The organism is Microcystis ichthyoblabe FBCC-A1114, from assembly GCF_050500245.1.
Lineage (GTDB): Bacteria > Cyanobacteriota > Cyanobacteriia > Cyanobacteriales > Microcystaceae > Microcystis > Microcystis ichthyoblabe_A.
On record NZ_CP191408.1, the window covers coordinates 4098240 to 4119054 of the forward strand.

The 20815-nt window shown below is 43.1% G+C and carries 22 protein-coding genes and 1 pseudogene; 9 read left to right on the forward strand and 14 right to left on the reverse strand.

From position 1 onward, the window contains the following. Nucleotides 1-176: 176 nt before the first annotated feature. The 7 genes from ACQY1Y_RS19880 to ACQY1Y_RS19910 all read right to left on the reverse strand — a co-directional run bounded on the left by ACQY1Y_RS19880 (nucleotide 177) and on the right by ACQY1Y_RS19910 (nucleotide 6542). Nucleotides 177-1088, reverse strand: a complete 912-nt coding sequence (locus tag ACQY1Y_RS19880) for a hypothetical protein (protein WP_430013411.1) — start codon at nucleotides 1086-1088, stop codon at nucleotides 177-179. Next, nucleotides 1030-2490 carry an AAA family ATPase gene (locus ACQY1Y_RS19885; RefSeq protein ID WP_008206637.1) on the reverse strand — a complete coding sequence of 487 codons (1461 nt, stop codon included), beginning with the start codon at nucleotides 2488-2490 and terminating at the stop codon, nucleotides 1030-1032. The genes ACQY1Y_RS19880 and ACQY1Y_RS19885 overlap by 59 nt, the downstream gene beginning before the upstream one ends. 27 nt (nucleotides 2491-2517) lie before the next feature. Continuing rightward, entirely contained in the window at nucleotides 2518-2652 is a 135-nt protein-coding gene (locus ACQY1Y_RS19890) for a hypothetical protein (RefSeq protein ID WP_002747389.1), read from the reverse strand. A 49-nt stretch (nucleotides 2653-2701) separates the two neighbouring features. After that, the gene (purB, locus tag ACQY1Y_RS19895) at nucleotides 2702-3997 is read right to left on the reverse strand and encodes an adenylosuccinate lyase (RefSeq protein ID WP_430014700.1); all 1296 of its coding nucleotides are present in this window, start codon (nucleotides 3995-3997) and stop codon (nucleotides 2702-2704) included. 215 nt (nucleotides 3998-4212) lie between these two features. Next, entirely contained in the window at nucleotides 4213-5547 is a 1335-nt protein-coding gene (locus tag ACQY1Y_RS19900; protein WP_430013412.1) for an FAD-binding oxidoreductase, read from the reverse strand. 258 nt (nucleotides 5548-5805) lie between these two features. Continuing rightward, nucleotides 5806-5925, reverse strand: a complete 120-nt coding sequence (locus ACQY1Y_RS19905; RefSeq protein ID WP_002737284.1) for a photosystem II protein Y — start codon at nucleotides 5923-5925, stop codon at nucleotides 5806-5808. 65 nt (nucleotides 5926-5990) lie between these two features. Next, nucleotides 5991-6542 carry a gamma carbonic anhydrase family protein gene (locus tag ACQY1Y_RS19910; RefSeq protein ID WP_002753087.1) on the reverse strand — a complete coding sequence of 184 codons (552 nt, stop codon included), beginning with the start codon at nucleotides 6540-6542 and terminating at the stop codon, nucleotides 5991-5993. A gap of 108 nt (nucleotides 6543-6650) precedes the next feature. Here ACQY1Y_RS19910 and ACQY1Y_RS19915 point away from each other — a divergent pair, with 108 nt between their 5' ends. Both ACQY1Y_RS19915 and ACQY1Y_RS19920 read left to right on the forward strand, forming a co-directional pair. Beyond that, a complete protein-coding gene (locus ACQY1Y_RS19915) occupies nucleotides 6651-7166 on the forward strand; it encodes a TIGR02652 family protein (RefSeq protein ID WP_046661831.1) in 516 nt (171 codons plus the stop codon). Nucleotides 7167-7182: 16 nt separating this feature from the next. Beyond that, nucleotides 7183-7617, forward strand: a complete 435-nt coding sequence (locus ACQY1Y_RS19920) for a VOC family protein (RefSeq protein WP_002736212.1) — start codon at nucleotides 7183-7185, stop codon at nucleotides 7615-7617. Here ACQY1Y_RS19920 and ACQY1Y_RS19925 read toward each other — a convergent pair. After that, entirely contained in the window at nucleotides 7614-8282 is a 669-nt protein-coding gene (locus tag ACQY1Y_RS19925; protein WP_430014701.1) for a hypothetical protein, read from the reverse strand. The two genes, ACQY1Y_RS19920 and ACQY1Y_RS19925, sit on opposite strands and share 4 nt — an antisense overlap. A 611-nt stretch (nucleotides 8283-8893) precedes the next feature. Here ACQY1Y_RS19925 and ACQY1Y_RS19930 point away from each other — a divergent pair. Then, nucleotides 8894-10747 (forward strand): DCC1-like thiol-disulfide oxidoreductase family protein, encoded by a 1854-nt coding sequence (locus ACQY1Y_RS19930; protein WP_430013413.1) that lies wholly within the window; start codon nucleotides 8894-8896, stop codon nucleotides 10745-10747. Between the two features lie 91 nt (nucleotides 10748-10838). Here ACQY1Y_RS19930 and ACQY1Y_RS19935 read toward each other — a convergent pair whose 3' ends face one another. From ACQY1Y_RS19935 to ACQY1Y_RS19950, 4 genes are all read right to left on the reverse strand, one after another. Beyond that, nucleotides 10839-11180, reverse strand: coding sequence for a DUF760 domain-containing protein (locus ACQY1Y_RS19935; protein WP_002792971.1), 342 nt, complete (start codon nucleotides 11178-11180; stop codon nucleotides 10839-10841). Between the two features lie 190 nt (nucleotides 11181-11370). Beyond that, nucleotides 11371-12534 (reverse strand): GuaB3 family IMP dehydrogenase-related protein, encoded by a 1164-nt coding sequence (locus ACQY1Y_RS19940; RefSeq protein ID WP_002747415.1) that lies wholly within the window; start codon nucleotides 12532-12534, stop codon nucleotides 11371-11373. 82 nt (nucleotides 12535-12616) lie between these two features. Then, entirely contained in the window at nucleotides 12617-12853 is a 237-nt protein-coding gene (locus ACQY1Y_RS19945) for a hypothetical protein (protein WP_016514875.1), read from the reverse strand. Nucleotides 12854-12943: 90 nt separating this feature from the next. After that, the gene (locus ACQY1Y_RS19950) at nucleotides 12944-13633 is read right to left on the reverse strand and encodes a lecithin retinol acyltransferase family protein (protein WP_002736879.1); all 690 of its coding nucleotides are present in this window, start codon (nucleotides 13631-13633) and stop codon (nucleotides 12944-12946) included. 80 nt (nucleotides 13634-13713) lie between these two features. Between ACQY1Y_RS19950 and ACQY1Y_RS19955 the strand changes: the two genes are divergently transcribed. From ACQY1Y_RS19955 to ACQY1Y_RS19970, 4 genes and pseudogenes are all read left to right on the forward strand, one after another. Further along, a complete protein-coding gene (locus ACQY1Y_RS19955) occupies nucleotides 13714-13947 on the forward strand; it encodes a hypothetical protein (RefSeq protein ID WP_002735880.1) in 234 nt (77 codons plus the stop codon). A 22-nt stretch (nucleotides 13948-13969) separates the two neighbouring features. Beyond that, complete coding sequence (locus ACQY1Y_RS19960; protein WP_123230611.1) at nucleotides 13970-14464, forward strand: phosphoribosyltransferase; 495 nt, start codon at nucleotides 13970-13972, stop codon at nucleotides 14462-14464. A 190-nt stretch (nucleotides 14465-14654) separates the two neighbouring features. Further along, on the forward strand, nucleotides 14655-16562 hold the full coding sequence (gene mnmG / locus ACQY1Y_RS19965; protein WP_430013414.1) for a tRNA uridine-5-carboxymethylaminomethyl(34) synthesis enzyme MnmG: 1908 nt from the start codon (nucleotides 14655-14657) through the stop codon (nucleotides 16560-16562). 77 nt (nucleotides 16563-16639) lie between these two features. Continuing rightward, nucleotides 16640-16756: pseudogene (locus ACQY1Y_RS19970) on the forward strand (IS30 family transposase); the annotation flags it as partial. Between the two features lie 482 nt (nucleotides 16757-17238). Here ACQY1Y_RS19970 and ACQY1Y_RS19975 read toward each other — a convergent pair. Both ACQY1Y_RS19975 and ACQY1Y_RS19980 read right to left on the reverse strand, forming a co-directional pair. Next, nucleotides 17239-17634 carry a hypothetical protein gene (locus ACQY1Y_RS19975; RefSeq protein ID WP_287637600.1) on the reverse strand — a complete coding sequence of 132 codons (396 nt, stop codon included), beginning with the start codon at nucleotides 17632-17634 and terminating at the stop codon, nucleotides 17239-17241. A gap of 282 nt (nucleotides 17635-17916) precedes the next feature. Then, the gene (locus ACQY1Y_RS19980) at nucleotides 17917-18231 is read right to left on the reverse strand and encodes a hypothetical protein (RefSeq protein WP_002735918.1); all 315 of its coding nucleotides are present in this window, start codon (nucleotides 18229-18231) and stop codon (nucleotides 17917-17919) included. Nucleotides 18232-18510: 279 nt separating this feature from the next. Here ACQY1Y_RS19980 and ACQY1Y_RS19985 point away from each other — a divergent pair, with 279 nt between their 5' ends. Further along, entirely contained in the window at nucleotides 18511-19014 is a 504-nt protein-coding gene (locus ACQY1Y_RS19985) for a hypothetical protein (protein ID WP_002735260.1), read from the forward strand. Nucleotides 19015-19581: 567 nt separating this feature from the next. Next, nucleotides 19582-20796: a hypothetical protein gene (locus ACQY1Y_RS19990; RefSeq protein ID WP_430013415.1), complete on the forward strand. Its 1215-nt coding sequence runs from the start codon at nucleotides 19582-19584 to the stop codon at nucleotides 20794-20796. Nucleotides 20797-20815: the final 19 nt, after the last annotated feature.

The following is a 20815-nucleotide window of genomic DNA, read 5'->3' on the forward strand; positions in this document are numbered from 1 at the left end:
TTTTCTAAAGTAATGGCAGAGATGGTTAATTTTCGGCATTGCTGAATCAAGGCATGAATGGCAACTGTGCAGGTTCCCGTGCAAAAGTTAGTTTGGCTCTAGGTTTTAAAAATACCAGAAAAGAAGATTCATATCTCAAATCAGCAACGCCGATTTCTCTACACCTATTTTTTATACTAACTATTGATTAGGCGACTTACCATCTCTACCATTCCATATATGTTTAAATTTTTAATCTCTTCCTGAATTTGATCGATTGAACTTTGAGAATCATCACTACAGTAAGCCAATTGAACTTTCTTTCCCTGCGGATCGGTTAATAGGGTGATCAAGTCTCGATCGCTCGACACCTGATAATCTATATAGATGCCTTGTCTATCTTTGGTGGGAGTGAATTTACATAAATAATAGTTATCCTGTTCACGTTTGTCCGATGCTTGTCTAGCCAACAAGTTTTCGATTAACAAACAATCGGATTCTTTATGTTGCTCGTCGTGAATATAATTTATTTTGCTTAAATCCGCTTTCCTGTAAGTCTTGGAAACATAAGGATAAAGCTCCGCTTTCAAATTATACTGGATAGGTAAAATAATAAATCCTTTCTCCGCTTCCTCTTTGATCGCCTTTCGAGGAATATCGGCATTATAGGGAGTTAATAGGATAGCTTGTAATTTATATTTAAGTTTACTGGTGACATGATCGGCAATTTCTTGTTTTAAAATATCTCTAAAAGTTGTAATTTGTTCGATACCTGTACTCGTGGAATTTTTATTAGTTCCCTTCATCTCGATAATTGTCAGCAGAAGTAAGTCATTCTGAATAAAAAGAGATAAATAATCAGGTCTTTTCTGCTTTTGATTTCTAACGAGAGGATCCTTCTGACGATCAGTTTTAAATAAAATACAAACGGAATCTTTTTCTGGCTTGGTAATCCGAAAGCTGACACCGCTTTCGGGTGGAGCGATCCGATTGGGTACGGTACAGAAAATAAGCAAATTTTCTAAAAAGTTAAATTTCTGCCAATCGAGTTTATTCTTCTTCTGAGGAACATTCTTCTTCGGTTTCTTGGTTTTGTTGTCCTGCTTCATAAATTGCAAAAAACTTTTGTTGAATATCAACTGATACATCGCTGAGAGTATCCCAACGAATACCGTATTCAGGGTCGTGTAAAGAAAGTAATTGATTATTTTTCATTTCATAGGCGCTAACCTGTTCCATTTTAAGAAAAGCTCGGCTATCTTGCAGATAAAGCAATTTAGCTTGTTCGGCTAAAAGTTCTGGATTTTGGTGATTACCATTAACGATATTGTTAAGATGAGCCATCAAATAGGGGCTATGAGTCGTCAATAAAATTCTAACTCCTAAATTTACTAAAATCGCTAAAGATTCTAACAATTTTACCTGAGATTCTGGATGTAAGTTCATTTCAGGCTCATCGATCACCAGAAAATCCCCGGATTTTGCTCGATAGCGTAAATAGAGTAAAAGCGGGGCTAATTGTTTAATAGACGAGGAAGCATTATAAAGATCGATTTCTAAACTTCTTTTTACCGAAACTTTAATTTCTCTGCCTCCAATTTTAGTCTTTTTAAAGATTGTTTTATTGTTATTTTGAATATACTTTTCAATTTGATCAGCTAATTTTTGAAAATCATTTTTGTTTTTGGCAATGGGATCGGGCTTATTTTCTAGTTCTATGTCAGTTAAAAAATCTAAAAAATCCTCTACTGGTTGAGGATAGCGAATATCTCCCTGTTCTTTCAGTAACTCTAACTGTCTATCTCGATTAATACGTCTATTAATACGTCCTTGTGTCAATAGCTCTCTCTGATTCCCTTTAAGTAGCTTATATCTTCTATTGCCCAGCATTTTATAGGTATTTATAAAAGCGTTTCTTTCGGCGGGTAAAGGAAGTGCGTCGGAAAATGAAAATTTTACAACAGCAGCAACAAAATTAAGAAAAACTATGTCTTTATAATTATTAATTTTATCTTCCTTTTCTTGATAAAATAAAATCTCATTATTGTTCTCGCTTCGCTCGATTTTCTTGATTCCAAGTGAAGCTAATGACCCGCGATATTCAATTGTATCCGCTAAAACTTTTTCTATAGCTGTTTTAATATCATCTTCGGAAATTTCGATACTGAATTTCGTTTTTTCAAAAATCTTGCCGCTAGAATCTTGGAAAAAAGATTGTAGTTTTATCCCGCTAAATTCAGATGCGGACTTTTGAACAATTTCGGATATAACATCATAAAAATGTCGGTCTATTTTTAAAGACCAATGATCGGCTTGATTTGTAAATTCTATTTTTTCTAAAATTTCACTAGAAAAATAAAAGCCGTCAAGCTGATTAATCCATAACCCATAAATCGAGTAGGCGATATAAGTTTTATTAGAATTATTCGGGCCAATAATAACGGTTAGAGGCCGAAGATCCACTTCTGCCTCTTTAATACTACCTAAATTCAAGAGTTTGATTTTCATCATAAAAACGAACACTCCGAATACAGACCCTTATTTTACCCGATTCGTACTCGCCTGCGCCGATTCTTTAGTTTTATCTTCAAACGCGACCTTGATCGAGAAACGAACAGCGATCGCTTTCTGAGAAAAGATCGATCGCCAACCGACAATCCAAAACGCTGTCATTACCTTTCTAAAGCAACAAGCTAGTGGTTAGCTGATCACTGAAAGCTCCCTAAATATCTAACCTTTGGTAGATGCTATTAAGATGATTTAGGTGCTGCTGGGGATCAAAGCAACTTTCGATCTCGTCGGGGGATAAAATAGTGGTAACTCGCTCATCTTGGCTGATAAAAGCTTTAAAATTGCCCTTATCGGTGTTCCAAGCGCGATGGGCGTTTTCTTGGACGATTTTATAGGCAGATTCCCGGCTAATTCCCTTACTCACTAAAGTTAAAAGAACTCTTTGACTGAAAATCACGCCACCGTAAACATTCATATTTCGCTTCATGTTTTCGGGATACACCAGCAGATTTTTGACTAAATCGGTGATTTCCTTAAGCATAAAGTGGGTCAAAATGCAAACATCCGGCAGCATCACCCGTTCTACGGAACTATGGGAAATATCTCTTTCGTGCCAGAGGGCGATATTTTCTAAAGCGGAAACGCTATGACTACGGATAATTCTCGCCATTCCCGTTAAGCGTTCTGAACGGATGGGATTACGTTTATGGGGCATAGCGGAGGAGCCTTTTTGTCCTTTGGAAAAGTATTCTTCCACTTCTAGGACATCGGTTCTTTGCAGGTTGCGAATCTCCACGGCAAAACGTTCGATCGAAGCCGCTAATAAGGCTAATTGTTGCACATAATCGGCGTGTCGATCGCGGGAGATCACTTGAGTGGAAGCGGTATCCGGTTCTAATCCTAGCTTCTGACAGGTTAACGCCTCAATTTTCGGGTCAATATTGGCATAGGTTCCCACTGCACCAGATATTTTACCGATGGCGATGTCTTGGCGCAAGCGAATTAAACGATCGCGTCCTCGCAGCACTTCCGCTAACCATCCCGCTAGTTTAAAGCCAAAGGTGATCGGTTCGGCGTGAATGCCGTGGGAACGTCCTACCATGACTGTATAACGGTGTTCTTGGGCGCGATAACGCAGGGCTTGGATAAAATCTTCTAATTGTTCTAAAATCAGGTTTAAACTGGCGACTAATTGTAAAGACAGGGCGGTATCTAATACATCAGAACTGGTTAAACCCAAATGAATATAACGTCCCGGCTCGCCCACATATTCGTTAACATTTGTTAAAAAGGCGATGACATCGTGGCGCACTTCTGCTTCTATTTCTAAAATGCGATCGGGATCAAAATTAGCTTTTGCCTTAATTTCTTCTACTGCATCCCCTGGAATATAGCCTAATTCTGCCTGCGCTTCACAGACGGCTATCTCTACCTCTAGCCATGTTTGATATTTATATCTATCCGTCCACAAGTTCCCCATTGCGGGGAGAGTATAACGCTCGATCACTATTAATTCTTCCAAGACAACCGTTTAATTGTATCGGATCGGGGTAAGTCCGGGAATAGGCAAGGGGCAGCGGAGAGTTTTGTTTTCCCCACTCCCTTTTTAGCGGTTAGTGTTTTAGGTTCGATCCCCCCTTAATCCCCCCTTGATAAGGGGGGCATCTAATAGTTTTTAACGCCTACCTACTTATCTTGTTTAATTTAGCTTGAATCGAATCCCTACCCCCTTGCTTCAACCCATGCTCGCATTTTACCCGGATTGTTTAATCCGTAGGGATCGACGAGTTGTTTAAATTCTAGTTGTAGCGGATTAATCTGTCGGCTGCCACCATCTTCCATGATATAAGTGTGAGGATTGGCAATAGCTGCCCCCTGTTGTTCATAGATAGCAATAATCTCATTTAATCGAGTTTCTGTGGTAAATTCTAGCAAGGGAAGACCGGCGGGAATAACTTTACCTTGAAATCTCAAAAATTCTAGGTGCATCATTATTTCCTCCCCAAAATAATTATAGAGTTTCTCTACCGTGGCTAGATTAAAATAAAAAGCCTGTAGATAAGTTATTTTGGGGTTACAACTACGCGCATGGAGAGTGGTATGATTCCAAGTAAATTCTAAGATACTGTTGCCTTTTTGGGTTTCTTCTGGCGTTTTATAGTAGGTAAGTTCACCATTATATTCTTGAATTAAAGACTCTAGGGCAACTCGATCGCTGTCCGATACTATTAACAAAACTGCCGCTTTTCCCGTGGGTAAATAATCCTTAAGAGCAGTAAAATAAGCGGGAATTGGCCAGGAGTGAACACTAACCATTTTCTTGACAATGCCATCACTATCACTAAGAGCTTGACCGAATTTAGCGGCGGTGAGAAAATCGGCAAAAGTAACGATAAATTCTGCCCAAGGATAACAGGGAGCGAGGGCTATTTCTAACTCGGTAATAATGCCATTTGTTCCGTAGGCATGATTGACTTTTTCTACTTCATCCCCCCGTAATTCGATAATTTTTGGTTCTGTTTCTAGGGTGACTAACTGCACTGCTTGCAGATTGCCTCTATCCTTCAATTGTCCATAATTAATCGAACCCATGCCCACACTGCCACCCCCGATAAAACCGCCAATTGTCGCCGTCCGATAGGTAGAGGGAGCCATTCTTAATTCCCAACCGATTGCGCGAGCTTGTTTATCAAAAAAGGCCATTTTTACCCCCGCTTCTACCCGTGCTGTACCCGGTTCGATCGAGATAATTTTTGTTAGTTTGGTTGTGTCTAAAATTACTCCTCCCTGCAAGGGAACACATTGACCATAATTACCTGTACCCGCACCTCTAACTGTTAAAGGAATTTGGTATTTAACGCAGGTTTTAGCGATGTCAATAACTTCTTGGCTATTGTGGGGACGAATGACTAAATCAGCCCGTTTATCTTGCAGTTGTGCCTCTAAAATGGGACTAAAATGATAATAATCTAAGGAAAGTTTCGCCACTTGCCCCGGATCGGTGATAATTTCCAGATGGGCAAGTTCTTCAATGAGATTTTGATAGTTAGATTTCATGGTTAGGTAGAGATTGCTGAAAAGGTATATTGGTGGGGTTAGGATTCAGGAGCCAGGATTCAGGAGACAGGATTCAGGAGTCAGGATTCAGGATTCAGGAGATTATTTTTATTTATTCCCCCCACACCCTACACCCCACACCCTACACCCTACACCCTACACCCTACACCCTACACCCCAATCAGCGATCGCTGGATAAGAAAAAATTAAAAACCGATCGCCTAGGGGATCGGTTTTACTAAGAAGTATAAACTTTTATTAACTTTGTTTGCTGAGAAACTGTTGAGCTTGTCTAATAGCGGCAGCGCCGATATTGAAGAAAGCCCAGCCACCAGCAATAAGCAAAGGGGTTAAAACGATTAACACTCTCCAGTCCATAGATTTCCTTCTCCTCGGTCAGTGCTTAAAAGATTGTTACTTGATTCTCATTTTATATTTATACCCTAAACCGCCCCTTTTGGGAATCCGGTATCAGTACCTTTTCCCCCATGAACGAGGGCAAGTTTAGCATAACGCTCGGCGTGTTCAATCAACTCTTGAGCCTCCTGTGACGACACTTCCCGGACGCGTTTAGCGGGAATACCCACCACTAAAGATCGCGGTGGTATATCTTTTGTCACAATACTACCCGCCCCGACAATACTACCCGCCCCGACGCGCACACCATCGAGAATCACTGCCCCAATGCCGATTAAACAACCGCGTTCAATATGGGCTGCGTGAATTACCGCCCGATGCCCGATGGTAACGTAATCTTCAAGGATAGTAATTTTGCCTGGATCTCCGTGTAGGATCGCCCCATCTTGGATATTAGTATAGGACCCAATTTCGATGCGTTCCACGTCGGCACGCAATACCGCCCCATACCAAACACTCACCCCCACAGCTAGGGAAATATCGCCTATTACCGTGGCATTAGGGGCGATAAAAGCCGCTTGACTGACATCGACAATCGGCCAGAAATTAGAAGTTGATCTTAAGTTATCTAAAGACATGGGAGGATCTGCACTAAAGTCGAAAGAGAATACCCGTCCAATTTGGTTGGGTATAATATATATAGGATTATTGGTACAAAGATAACAATTTTTAGTTTAGGTTCTTCCATGATCAATGCAAGTTTACAATACCCTGTTTTTGGCCCCGATATCCATTGTCCTCACTGTCGGCAGCTAATCCCCGCCCTCACTTTGACGGATACCTATTTGTGTCCGCGCCATGGGGCTTTTGAAGCCGATCCCAAAACGGGTGAGTTGGTTCACTTGCAGTCAGGACGGCATTGGCGACTCTGGAATGGTGAGTGGTATCGTCAACACACTCACCCGGATGGTATTCGTTTTGAGATTCACGAAGCACTCGATCGCCTCTATACCCAAGGATTTAAAGCGACTAAAGTGATTATTGCCAACCGTTATCGCGATCTAGTTAGTTCCTACCTAGAACGTAACACTACTTGGCGCGGTAATGAACCGGGGGAAGCTACTATTCCCCGTCTCTACGGTTTACCAGTAGAATTTAGTCCCGATGCCCCCGATGAACCCTGTTGGGATGTAATTAACTTTGATCTGGAAAAAGAACCGGGGGTTCCCAAACGTTATCCCTATTTTCGTCTTTTTGACTGATTACTGATCACTGAAAATGCACCATGCTTCTATTCGGACGGCTAATATCCATCGGGCGATCGCTTTTTATCAACTTCTCGGTTTTACCCTAGAGGAAAGATTCACCACGGGTTATACTTTGGCCTGTTGGCTCATCGGGTTAAACGGACGCATCGAATTAATCCAAATTCCCCAACCGAAACCCGCACCCGATGCCTTTGGTGATCAGCATTATGTCGGTTATTATCACTTGTCTTTTGACCTAACAGAAAATGTCAGCAATTTACCAGAATGGTTAGAAAAATTAACAAATAACTTTCAGCAAGCCCATCAAGAGGATGCCAATTTATATCAACCTTTAAATATTCTTTTGCCCCCCCAACAACAGATGATCGGCGATCATGTCTATGAAGTCACCTTTATTGCCGATACAGACGGTTTACCCTTGGAATTTATCCGTCGTTTAACCTAAAAAGATTGTCCCACTTCTAGGACTTTTGTTTGGCCATTGCGAGACAAAATAACCTGTTGATTGCCAACTTCCACTAAAGTCCAACCGTTGACAAATTCCCCCGGAGAAATACGGGTAGTTATGCCCTTATTATCAAATAAAGCTGTAGATTGATCGCCTAAATCCATCACCCCCACCAGGGTATTTTTCACCTGATTATTGGTAGGAATAACCGCTGCCACCGGTCGATTTACCTGGGGAGCAGCCGGTAATGGTGGTGCAGCAATGTCGGGACTTGAGGGTGTAACTGGGACAAGTTTGGCAGTAGTTTCAGGGGTTTGGGGATAAACAGGAACGTAAATTCTTTCTATGATCTGGGGAGTATTATTAACCGGTAAATTAGCGGGTGGTGCTGGTAGAACTGGCACTACTGGAGAAGGGTTATTTTTGGCAGCAGGATTGGGATCGGGGGATGAAGTTTGACTTTGGCGATCAATAATAGCAAGGGATGATTGCAGATAGGCAATAAATTTTTTATCTTCCTGGGAAATCGTGCCATTTTGAGAGATAGGGGCATTTTTTTGACTGATTAGCCATGCCACCACCCAACCTAGATAGATGCAAGCAATAACAAAAATAACTTTATCTAGGGGCATTCTGGGATTTTCTTCATAGCCCGCCGGCATATTTGTTTCACTCCTTGATCGATGCTGTAGTTTCGATTCTAACAGGATAACACTCATTTATTCTACCTCAATTTTCCTTTTTAACTCAGTGACGGATTTTGTTCACAATGTAGGGGCGAACTGCGTTCGCCCAAAAGGTACATTATCAAAGCGCAAGTCCCTAACCTGTTGGCGGCTGTTTGTAAGTGTGAGTTAGGTGTAGCAGCTTCTTAAAAGTTGCCAAACATTAATCAAGTCAAGGAGAATTTATTCTCAATTTTTATAATTGATAAAGTTTGTGATGCTTAAATAAAGAGGTTTTGACAACCAAATTAAAGCATATCTAAAGAGTTTTGAGTTAAAAGCAAAACTTCAGGTTTTCATTCAGAAGAAATGTACTAACTAATTTTCCAAAAAAAAATTAGTTAACCTATAATTATGACATATAATTAATTCGCAAGAGTTCTAATGTAAAAAACCTATACCTATGAGGGAGATGGGAGATGGGAGAGAAGAATAAATAAAAATAATCTCCTGAATACTGACTCGGAGAATACAGCTTTCTTTTGCCTTTGGCCTTTTTACTTGCTATAAAGTAGGTTTATTGAAAAAGTGGAGGGAATCATCATCCTATGGCGATAATGGCAAAATCATTTAGACAAAGACTGGCAGAGATTTTCGGGTTTGACCTGCGATCGCTGGCTTTATTTCGCATTGCCTTGGCGTTAGTGGTTTTAGTCGATTTATCAGTTCGTTTTAGCCAAGTAACTGCCCATTACAGTGAATTAGGGGTTTTACCTCTAGGAAGCTTATCAAAAGTCTCTGCTAGTCCTTTTTACTGGTCTATTTTTGCTCTCAGTGACTCGGTGCTGGTGCAGAGTATCCTGTTTATTGTCGCTATAGCGATCGCATTATTGCTCTTAATTGGCTATCATACCCGTTTAGCCACGATCGCCACTTGGGCGCTAATCGTCTCTTTGCATCATCGCAACCCCCTGTTACTATTTGCCGCCGATGACGTAATCCGGGCAGTATTATTCTGGGCGATGTTTTTACCCCTCGGTGCCTGTTATTCCGTGGAAAGTGCCTTAAACACCAATCCCAACCCCTTACCCAAGCGCGTAGTTTCGGCTGCCACGGTGGCTTTTATGATACAGGTGTGTTACATCTATATGTGGTCAGCGGCCTTTAAAACCAAAAGTGAGACTTGGTGGCCCGATGGTACGGCCGTTTATTACTCTCTCAGTTACGATCAATACGGTACTGCTTTTGCTGGTTTCTTACTATCTTTACCGCAACAATTACTAAAAATCCTGACCTTTTCAGCGTTAATCTTTGAATGGGTGGGTCCACTGCTAATTTTTATTCCCTTTCGCAATAGTTTCTTTAAAATAGTCGCTATTCTCTCGTTTATTCTTTTACATATCGGTTTTGCTCTCAGTTTTCATCTGGGAATTTTCCCGTTTTTGAGTGTCACCCATTGGTTGCCGATCATACCTAGTCTTGTCTGGGATTGGGGACAAAAACGGATGATAACCCCAGAAAGAGAAGGTTTAAGGATTAATTACGATCGAGATTGTGGATTTTGCAAAAAAGTTGTTCATCTTCTCCGCACTTTTCTCATTTTACCTGGCACTCCCCTGTTAGTCGCGCAAGATAACCCCTCAATATACGAGGATATGGTAGCCCAAAATTCTTGGGTAGTGGAAGATTGGCAGGGAAAACGCTGGTTTAAATGGTCAGCATTGGTTTATATTGTCAGTCTTTCGCCGATTTTCTGGTTTTTAGCCCCAATTTTGCGTTTACCGCCCCTCATGACCCTAGGAACGAGAATTTATGAGTGGATTGCCTCCCATCGTCGTTTTATGGGCAATTTCACTAAACCTCTCAAGTTTCGTCCCCTGACGATTAAATCCTCTTTACCCTTAAATATTTTGGTAATTTTCTTCTTATTGTTGACCAGTATCTGGAATTTACGCAGTTTTGTCCGGCAATCGGTCGATAGGGGTGATTTAAATACACCTTTAGTTCAATCCCTCGATCGCTTGCTCACCCGTCGTACTTTTAATACAATTGATATTCTCGCAAGAGTTACCCGTTTAGACCAATATTGGAGTATTTTTGCCCCTGGTCCGCCCCGGGATGATGCTTGGTTTCTGGCAGTCAGTCAATTAGTCGATGGTTCCACGGTAGATATATTTAGAGAAGGACAGCCGGTAATTTGGGATAAACCCACGGATAGCGATCGCAATCGTTTGTATAAAACCATGCAGTGGCGACAATATTTTATTAATCTTAATCGAGCTATCGGTCGGTCAGTTTATGGAGAGTTTGGTCATTATCTCTGTCAAAACTGGAATCAGCAGCACGGTAGTGATCAACAGATTAAATCCCTGCAACTTTATATTATGCGGGAAAGGACTGTACCCCCCGGAGAAAAACAAGGAATCGAAAAAGAGCTACTCTGGCAGCAAAACTGTCTTTAATCAGTTATCAGTTATTAGTCAGATCTAAAGTTATCTTGTAACTAAAATCTGATTGCTTCTTTTTCCCTTTCAAACTAACTACCGCTCAACTTTAAAAATCGCTGGAACCGCTCTGGAGAGTAGCGAGGGATTTTTCAAAATTCATTCTCTGTTCAGCATTGCGGAGAAAGTAACCACTCATCATTGCCGAGGCCAATAACCGGCCCAGATGTTCGCGACTGGTACTGATAGTGACACCGAAATGTTCGGAGGGAAGGTTGCCCAAAAGTCCGATAATGTTGCGTTCCATCACTTGGAAAACCTCTTGGGATTCTGGTTTCGAGAGTTGGGCGATTGTTTCGGGACTTAAGGTCTGGACATATTGCCACAAACTCTCGGAAAATTCACTATCGGTACCGAATAAATTGTGAGGGCGATCGTTTTCTCTATACACCTTTGATCTCCTTAACTCAATTTTTTTATAAACTATCCTTTTGGTTCTTCCAATTTAACAGTTTTTTGAGATAGTGGCAGTCGGTAGAACCGAACCTGAAGGGGATGGTCATACCAAGCAAAAAACCCATCTCCAGCACAAATCAAAAACTTAACACTGATGATAACCGATCACTGTTCACTGATAACTTTTATTTACCCATACCTAAATGCTGGGCCTTTTGATAGACTTTACCCTCCGTCAGCAGCGAGGGGGCAATCACCACTTCCACCTGTTGCATTTCCTTTAAGTTCTTAGCACCTAAAGTCCCCATACTGGTTTTCAGCGCCCCTAGGAGGTTATGAGTACCATCATCTAATTTTGCTGGTCCTACGAGGATTTCGGCAATAGTTCCCGTACTGCCCACACTAATCCTGGTTCCCCGGGGTAGAACTGGACTAGGTGTGGCCATACCCCAGTGAAAACCGCGGCCGGGGGCCTCCACGGACCGGGCAATGGGAGAACCAATCATCACCGCATCGGCGCCACAGGCGATACATTTGCAGATATCACCGCCGGTAATAATGCCGCCATCGGCAATAACGGGGACGTATTTACCGGTTTCTCGGAAAAAATCGTCCCTAGCGGCGGCACAATCGGCCACAGCAGTGGCCTGGGGAACTCCCACCCCTAAAACGCCGCGAGAAGTACAGGCAGCCCCGGGACCGATACCGACTAAAACCCCGGCTGCCCCAGTTTTCATCAGGTTAAGGGCGACTTCGTAGGTGACGCAATTGCCCAAAACCACGGGAATGGGCATTTCTTGGCACAATTGCACTAAATCGAGGGGGGTGATAGCTTCCGGGGATAAATGGGCAGTGGAAACAACCGTTGCTTGGACAAAGAGAATATCGGCCGCTGCTTGGGCAACAATAGCACCGTATTTGACGGCACCGGCAGGGGTGAGGCTAACTGCCGCAATACCGCCTTTTTCTTGAATTTCTTGGATACGAAGCTCGATTAGTTGCGGTTTAATCGGTTCTGCGTAGAGTTCCTGCATTAAACCGACGAATTCTGCTTTGCCGACTGCGGTAATGCGATCAAGAATCGGGTTAGGATCCTCGTAACGGGTTTGAATACCTTCGAGGTTTAGTACCCCTAGCGCCCCCAACTCGGAGAGAAGGACGGCCATTTTAGTATCCACCACCCCATCCATAGCGCTGGCGATAATCGGGATTTCCCGCTCGATATTGCCGAGAGACCAACGGGTATCGGCTAAACTAGGATCGAGGGTTCGCACTCCGGGTACAAGTGCGATTTCATCGATACCGTAAGCTCTACGGGCTGTTTTGCCCCGACCAATAATTGTATCCACGTTTCTATACTATTTCAGACCTATTTAGCCTAGACTAGCAAATTTCGCACCATCTCGAAAAGCTTTTCGGTATTATGGCAAACTAGGCATCGGGAAAATAATCGCCACAGTCGATCGCTTGTTCGGTGTTGGCGCTCCTGGGTTGTACACTACATTTGAGGCGATAATCGTTGGTAAAGTAGCGGCAGTGGGAGCAAGGGATAGAGTGCATCCGTCGGGCAACTTGCCAACTATCGCGCACGGCACTGGTTAAAGACCAGCAAACTAAAGCGATAATGGCAGCGGCGATTGAAAAACGTAAAATAATCCAGATTTCCATGGCGAGCAACTAAAATTACCTGATTTGAATAGGAATCAACTGAGGCAATCGGCAGAGGGTTAGATACTGAACAGTTTACTGACATCCAGACTAACCGTTAGCAATCACCAGACTTTTAAGAACATTTTCGGTCATGGCCGCTATTTGATCCAATTGTTCCTGATGGCGTTTTGCCTGTTTTTTGGCTTCTACCTTGCGTTTCAGGGCTTCCCGGGCTAAATCATCGCGATTTCTGCTTAAAGCTTCGATCGCTACTCGATTCCATGTTTCTGCTTCTTGAATGGCTTTTTTGTACTGGGGTTGAATTTCATCCCAACTGACCTTAAGATTGCTTAAAGCCCCTTTTAACAGGGTTTGGGCATTGTTGGGGTCGGCTCCGATCAGGGATTTTTTCAGAGGTTCGTAGAGTCCCACCGCTTGTAAATGGGTAATAATCGGGATAAATTCTTCTATCTGTTGACTTTTGCTAATACCGGTCTTACACCAAGTGGCAAAATGTTCGCAGTTGTTAAAAAGAAGATTATATTTCTGCTCCCCCAGACGACTTAGCGCCCTTTCTACCACCACATCGGGGATAAAGGAAAATCCCACCTCTACATGGCGCACCACATAGATTTTACCGCCCCTAGCAAAGGTTTCTAGGGAAGTTCGTTCCACAATCTCGCTCGGTTTTCGGTAATGAATGACGCTACCATCACCGCAATCGATGCCATGATGAGCATAAACACCCTGAAGATTGAGCAATTCCCGATAGGCGTATATTTGATCCCCTTTAGCCATATTTTTTTAGTGATAAATTAAACAAGGAGATTATCTATTGACCCAGTTTTTCTGGTTATTACTCTTATATTTTAGAGATTATGGATGCTTTTAGTCCCTTTCCCCCTGACTGGACAGAGAATGCTGTTCACGCCTACAATTTTTGTTGTCCTTACTGTGGGGCAAAAGCTAAAGAAGCTCAGTCCGTTTGGATCAATCGCCGCGCTCCCGTTTTAGGAGAAGATTCCCGTCGTAAATGGCAGGAATTCTATCATTGTCAATGCGATCGAGTTTGGTGGGCCTGGAGTAGTGATCGACCTGCCGAAAATAAGTAATTCTGAATCGGGAATGGAAAATATGGCCGATGTCTATGTTTCTTGGGATGAATACCATCGTCTGATCGAAAAATTAGCAGTAAAAATCGATCATTCTGGTTGGCAATTTGCTCAGATTGTCTGTTTAGCTAAGGGAGGATTGCGCGTCGGTGACATTCTCTGTCGTCTTTTTCGTCAACCCCTAGCCATTCTCTACGCTGCTTCCTACGGGGGGCAAAATCATCAAATTCGGGGAGAATTAACTATTTCCTCAAATTTAGCCATGCTCGAGGCCCAATTAAAGAGTCCCCTGTTATTAGTGGATGATTTAGTCGATTCGGGAATCACCCTCCAAAAAACCTCGATTTTATTGCAGGAAAAATACGGGATTACCAATATCAAAACTGCGGTGATCTGGTACAAAGCGGCATCAAGAATCAAACCTGACTATTATGTGGAATATTACCCCGATAATCCTTGGATTCATCAACCCTTCGAGCGTTACGAGTTAATTACACCCAAAGACCTCCTAAGCTGAGACGTATTTTAACCGCTTATTCTTAGATTAGCCGAATCTCCCCCAATCCCTTTACTGTTGCCTCTTGCCTCTTAAATGCGCGGGCAGCTTAGTCAATGACTTAATTAGTATTCTTGTATTGTTTGGGGGGAAAACTCAGAAAAATTGCTAGAATATTAGCCTGATTAATTAATTTTCCCCTCGATCGAGTATGACTTTCTCCTCAGCCGCAGACTTTCAAGATGAATTTGATGTCATCGTCGTCGGGGCGGGCCATTCCGGCTGTGAAGCGGCCCTAGCTTGCGCCCGTCTCGGTTGTCGTACCCTTCTCCTCACCCTTAATCTCGATAAAATCGCTTGGCAACCCTGTAACCCCGCCGTCGGTGGTCCGGCTAAATCCCAATTAACCCACGAAGTGGACGCTTTAGGCGGCGAAATTGGCAAAATGGCCGACCGCACCTATCTGCAAAAACGGGTTCTTAATGCCTCTCGCGGACCGGCAGTCTGGGCCCTACGCGCCCAAACCGATAAACGGGAATACGCGGCGGTGATGAAAGGTATCGTCGAAACCCAAGCCAATCTGGTTATTCGGGAAGCCATGGCCACAGACCTGATTTTAGGGGCAAATGAGCAAGTTTTAGGGGTAGAAACCTATTTCGGCACTTGTTTCGCCGCTAAAGCCGTCATTTTAACCACTGGCACTTTTTTAGGCGGTAAAATCTGGATTGGCGGCAAGTCTATGGCCGCCGGACGGGCGGGCGAATTTGCGGCGGTGGGTTTAACAGAAACCCTAAATCGTCTCGGATTCGAGACCGGTCGCCTAAAAACTGGCACTCCTGCCCGTGTGGATAAGCGTTCGGTGGATTACTCCCGCATGGAACCGCAACCGCCCGATGACGAGGTACGTTGGTTTAGTTTTGATCCAGAGGTGTGGATCGAACGGGAACAAATGAACTGTCATCTCACCCGCACCACGGCGGCAACTCATCAATTAATCAGAGATAATTTACATTTATCCCCCATTTATGGCGGTTTTATTGACTCCAAAGGACCGCGTTATTGTCCTAGTATTGAGGATAAAATCGTCCGTTTTGCCGATAAAGAAAGTCATCAAATTTTTATTGAACCGGAAGGGCGCGATATTCCTGAACTTTATATCCAAGGCTTTTCAACCGGACTGCCGGAAAATGTTCAATTAGCAATGCTGCGGACTTTACCCGGTTTAGAAAACTGTGTAATGTTGCGGGCTGCCTATGCAGTGGAATACGATTATTTACCGGCAACTCAGTGTTATCCAACCCTGATGACGAAGAAGATTGAGGGGTTATTTTGTGCGGGACAAATTAACGGGACAACCGGTTATGAAGAAGCGGCAGCCCAGGGACTGGTGGCGGGGATTAATGCGGCCCGGTTTACTTTAGGAAAAGAGTTAATTGTTTTTCCCCGGGAGGAAAGTTATCTAGGAACTTTGGTCGATGATTTGTGTACTAAGGATCTGCGGGAACCCTATCGAATGTTAACCAGTCGTTCCGAATATCGCTTAGTATTGCGATCGGATAATGCCGATCAAAGATTAACACCTTTAGGGCGAGAAATTGGTTTAATTGATGACCGGCGTTGGCAATTATTCCAAACGAAACAGGCTAATATTATCGCTGAAAAAGAACGCCTACACGAAACGAGAATTAAAGAACGGGATCAGGTGGCAATCGCCATCGTTAAGGATACGGAACAAAAAATTAAAGGTTCTCTCTCTTTAGCGGATTTACTGCGTCGTCCTAGCTTCCATTATCCGGATCTTGATCGCTATGGTTTAGGTAATCCTGATATAAATTTAGCCGAAAGAGAAGGGGTAGAAATTGAGATTAAATATTCCGGTTATTTAAAGCGACAACAAAATCAAATTGACCAAATTAGTCGCCACAGTAACCGTCATTTATCCCCCGATATTGACTACATGAAAATCGAAACTTTGTCAATGGAATCCCGGGAAAAATTAACAAAAATTAAACCCGCCACCATCGGCCAAGCCTCGCGAATTGGCGGAGTCAATCCTGCTGATATTAACGCTTTATTAGTATATTTAGAAATGCGGCAGATGTCGGCAGTTAAAAGTTAGGAAATAATCCTGATTATCAGCGATCAAGAGTTCTTATCGGCTGCCTAATTAGCAGCCCCAATCAAAATAAATGACCGATTACTCCTGACAAAAGAAAAACCTTTACTTGTGACAAGGTCAAAGAATTTTGTGGACATCAAGAGTTGAGTCAGAAACTAGGAGCAGATTTTTATTTTGCCCCTCCTGATCATTCTTAGGAGAGGGGATTAAACGAGCATAATAATATTGCCAACGGACAGAAGGCGATCAAAAACCGACTAATTACCTTGGAAAACGGACAGAAGAATTTAGAGTTAGGGCAGTCGGAAATTAAAGGCGATATCTAAACCCTAGACGGAAAGATAGAGGGTTTAAGCTGCAAGCAGCTCGAGTTAAAGTATGGCGAACGCGGCGGGGAAAACCACCGATCTCGCCGAAAAAGTCGGAGAATTGAAAAACCGGAAACAGATCGGGATAGTGGTGATCACCGCTTTGATCAGTTCGGTCTAGCCCTAGGTTTTAAAAGTTACCCAAAAAGACAGGCAATAATTATCCCCAAAATACTCTGGGGAGTAACCTAAATAACCAACCTTAAAAAAACTCTCTGCTAAACTTGAGTCAGTAGATGCACCCTGATGAAAAAGGAGAGTCAAAGAAAGCTCTCCTTTTTTTTTGTTGAGAAAGCAATCTGGGGGATTTAGCCGCGGTTAGCAGGTAGTTTCGCCTTGCGTGCCATGTCTTTGAAACCATTCAAACTTGGACCGGGGCGACGGCGAGACAGACTAGGAGTAATCAAGTATTTTGTCGCAAATTCCACCTCTTGCGGCTCTACTTTACCGTTAGTAGCGGCTACGGGTGCCGGTGCGCTCACAGGAGCGGCGGGAGTTTCTTTTACTTGCTTTTCTTTCTTGATAGAAGTTTTTTGGGCTTTTTTCTCGGCTACAGGGGCAGGAGCAGACTCCACAGCAGCGGCGGGCGCTTCCACAACAGGGGCGGCTGCTGCCGTGGTTGCTGTCGCTTTTTGTTCACCATCAGTTTCTTTTAGTTCTAGGTAAAAGTCAGATTTTTTGCCACCAAAGAGATTTTTTAACATCGGGGATCACTCCGAGAGTTGGGAAAATGTAAAAGACTAGGTATTTAAAAATTTATCATTGACCGGGATCAGGCAGCAAACAAGATTATTCTCTTGACAATTTCTCTGCTTCATCTATTTTTCTTTGGATAATCCTTAACAGAAAAAGGTTTTAAAAACAAGTTAAATTTACAAAAATTTACAAAAATCTAGAACGAGAAACCCCGACGCAACCAATGACAAAAACTGCTAGAGACGTTGCTGATAACGTCTCTAGATTATTTATTGGGGATTTGGTCGGATTTAGCTGGCTGCAGGTACACGGCTGCCGCTAACTCCGGGGACAGGACCACGACGAATGTTGGTTTCCGCTTCGATGGGAACGAATTCAATATGATTAAGGAGGGTAGTAACGAAAGCAAAGAGTAAAAAAGGCAAAGAGAGGACGACGACTAACCCCACGGTAGCGAGGGCGAAAATTTGTCTAGTGCTACTCCAAAGAGCTAGAGTGGAAGCGAGAGTAAGAAAAATAACGATTAACCAAACGATTATTTGTCCGTAAATATCTCCAAAGGTGAGAGTGCAAACCATGCGATAGTTACGAAAATCCTTATCCATAACAGTAAACCCGTAGATAGTCAGTTATTATCTCAGGGTAAGTCTAGAATCCTCACCTTGGTCAATATTTAAAGGTTTTTATAAACACTTGTTGATAAATCTTTACAATTACGCCCCGAGCGGGTAGCCAAATCTAGAAGTAAGAGCGGTATTGTTTGGTTGCTCTCCTAAGAATTGATAAGAATTGATAAGAATTGCTAAGAATTAGCAAAAAACTTGCCAAAATTTTGGCGAACGCTCTTTACAATTAAGTTAGAAAGGCAAGGAGGAGCAAGCCTAATGAAAACTTTTGTTGAGCGTTATCGGTCTTGGTTTAATTGGACAACCCTAGCCATGGTTGTTCTTGGTTTCTGGTTAAGTGCCAGTTTCGTCATAGATTTAATCATTATCCCCAGCTTATCCGTAGCTGGCATGATGACACAAAATGGCTTTGCCAGTGCCGGTTACTTGCTATTTGGCATTTTTAACCATCTGGAATTAGTTTGTGCGGCGATTGTGCTGTGTAGCTTTGTTGTCTTCCACCGCTATCATACCTTAATCCATCTCCCCGAACATCGATCGCTTCTATTCGCCGGTGTTCTCTTAGTAATCACCCTAATTTACACCTATTTTCTCACTCCCAATCTGAGCGCTATGGGTTTACTGGCCCCCGTTACTGCGTCGGGAATGTCGGGAGAAATGATGTCTTTGCAGATTGGTTATTGGTTTCTAGAAGTGGTTAAAGGTTTGATAGCTTTTACCCTGTTGCGCTGGTGTTGGCGAGATGCCTTTAAGTTAGCTTAGTTGTTGATTAAAAGCGGGGTTCAACCCGCTTTTTTTAGTTCTAGCAATATAATCCGCCTATTGGATTCATGGACGGAGACCCAGCACAACCGGCGAAGCCAGAAATAGAGGTGGTAAGGGACTTGCGCTTTGATAATGTACCTTTTGGGCGAACGCAGTTCGCCCCTACATTGTGGAGAAAATCCGTTACTGTAGGGGCGCAAAGCTTGCGCCCTCCGCTCGATTGGGATATTATTCTCACGCAAGTCCCTAAATTTTTTACACTTCATTTAGGCAGACTGGGGCCAAAAAGAATCAAGGAAATTTTTCAACCATAGTTGCAGTAAGGACGATAGAAGGAGGTGAATTGACAATTGCAGACACCAGTAAAGGAAAGATGGTTCTTCTCGTTTCTGTAGGGAGAATTTTCTTTCCAGAAAGATAGTCTTCAAAGCCTTGCCTAGCAAGACTCACACCAATGATAAGCAATGATTATCATACAGAGACCGCAACTTTGATAATTTGCTATCTAAGAATAAATCAGTTACAATTCTTGCAAATTAATTTCGTCTGTGAGGAAAGCTGGAAGTGTTATTAAAAAAAGCCAAAAGAAACAGCCAGATGAGACAGATATTTTCTGGAGGAATTTTCATCACATCCTGTGTGGGGACAGCCATACTTTGTGATGGGGTGAAGGCCCTTCCTTCCCCCTTAGACATTGACGCTGCTTCTATTCGGGTATCCCAAGAAAAAATTAACATTAATTCCCCCGTGGAATTAGAGATTACAGAAAGAATTATTACAACCAATTCCTTCTCGACAACAGAGGGATTAGCCGATAGTAATCTGCCCTCATCCTTAGAAAATAAACTAGAGAAATCTTCCCTCGATACTCTAGCAACAGAAAAGACCGGGACAATTTCAACCCTAGAAGAATGGAAGGCGAATCTAGGGACAACGCAAGCGAGTCAGCTTTTACCAGCAGGGGGTAATAACTCGCCAGAAGTCGAAAAATGGCAAGCGCAAGCATCTACCCCCGTTGATACCAATGTTTCCCCCGAATTGCAGCGTTTACGTCAAGATTTTCTGATTGAGGAACCGCAAACCCTTTCTGCGAAACTGGCGGAATTTGTGGTTGCCCCTAGTGCCAGTATTTCTACTCCCATCGGTTTTGGAGCCAATTTTGGGCAGATTTTCGGTGGTTTCGGTTTCCAGTCGAGAACCCGTTTTACTAATGAAGCAGATGGTGGGTTAGCCCTAGGGGTCGGTTTAGGAGAACCCCAGAAAATTGTCGGTTTGGATGTAACTATGGCGATTTTGAGCCTTTTTGGTGATAACGCTGGACGGGGTAGTTTTAGCTTTAAAATTCACCGTTCTCTGCCAGAAGGTTTTGCTGTCGCCCTAGGATTTGAAAACGCCATTCGCTGGGGTGGGACAGATGCCGGTAGCAGTATCTACGGGGTGGTGAGCAAATTTTTTCAGTTCACAGAAACAACGAAAGAACCCTTTAGTCAATTGACGCTCTCTTTGGGTGTTGGTGGTGGTCGTTTTCGCTCGGAAGGAGCCATCGAAGATGGGGTAAATTCCCTGGGTGTCTTTGCTAGTGCGGGTTTACGAATTGTTGAACCGGTCTCGGCCATTGTCGAATGGTCGGGTCAAGATTTAAACGCAGGTATTTCCCTGATTCCTTTCCAGAACATCCCCTTGACGGTTAACCTTGCCGGTGCTGATTTAACGGGCAATGCCGGGGACGGCGCTCGCTTCGTCATGAGTATCGGCTACAATTACTTTTTCCCCCGTTAGTCGGTTTTTACACTATTAA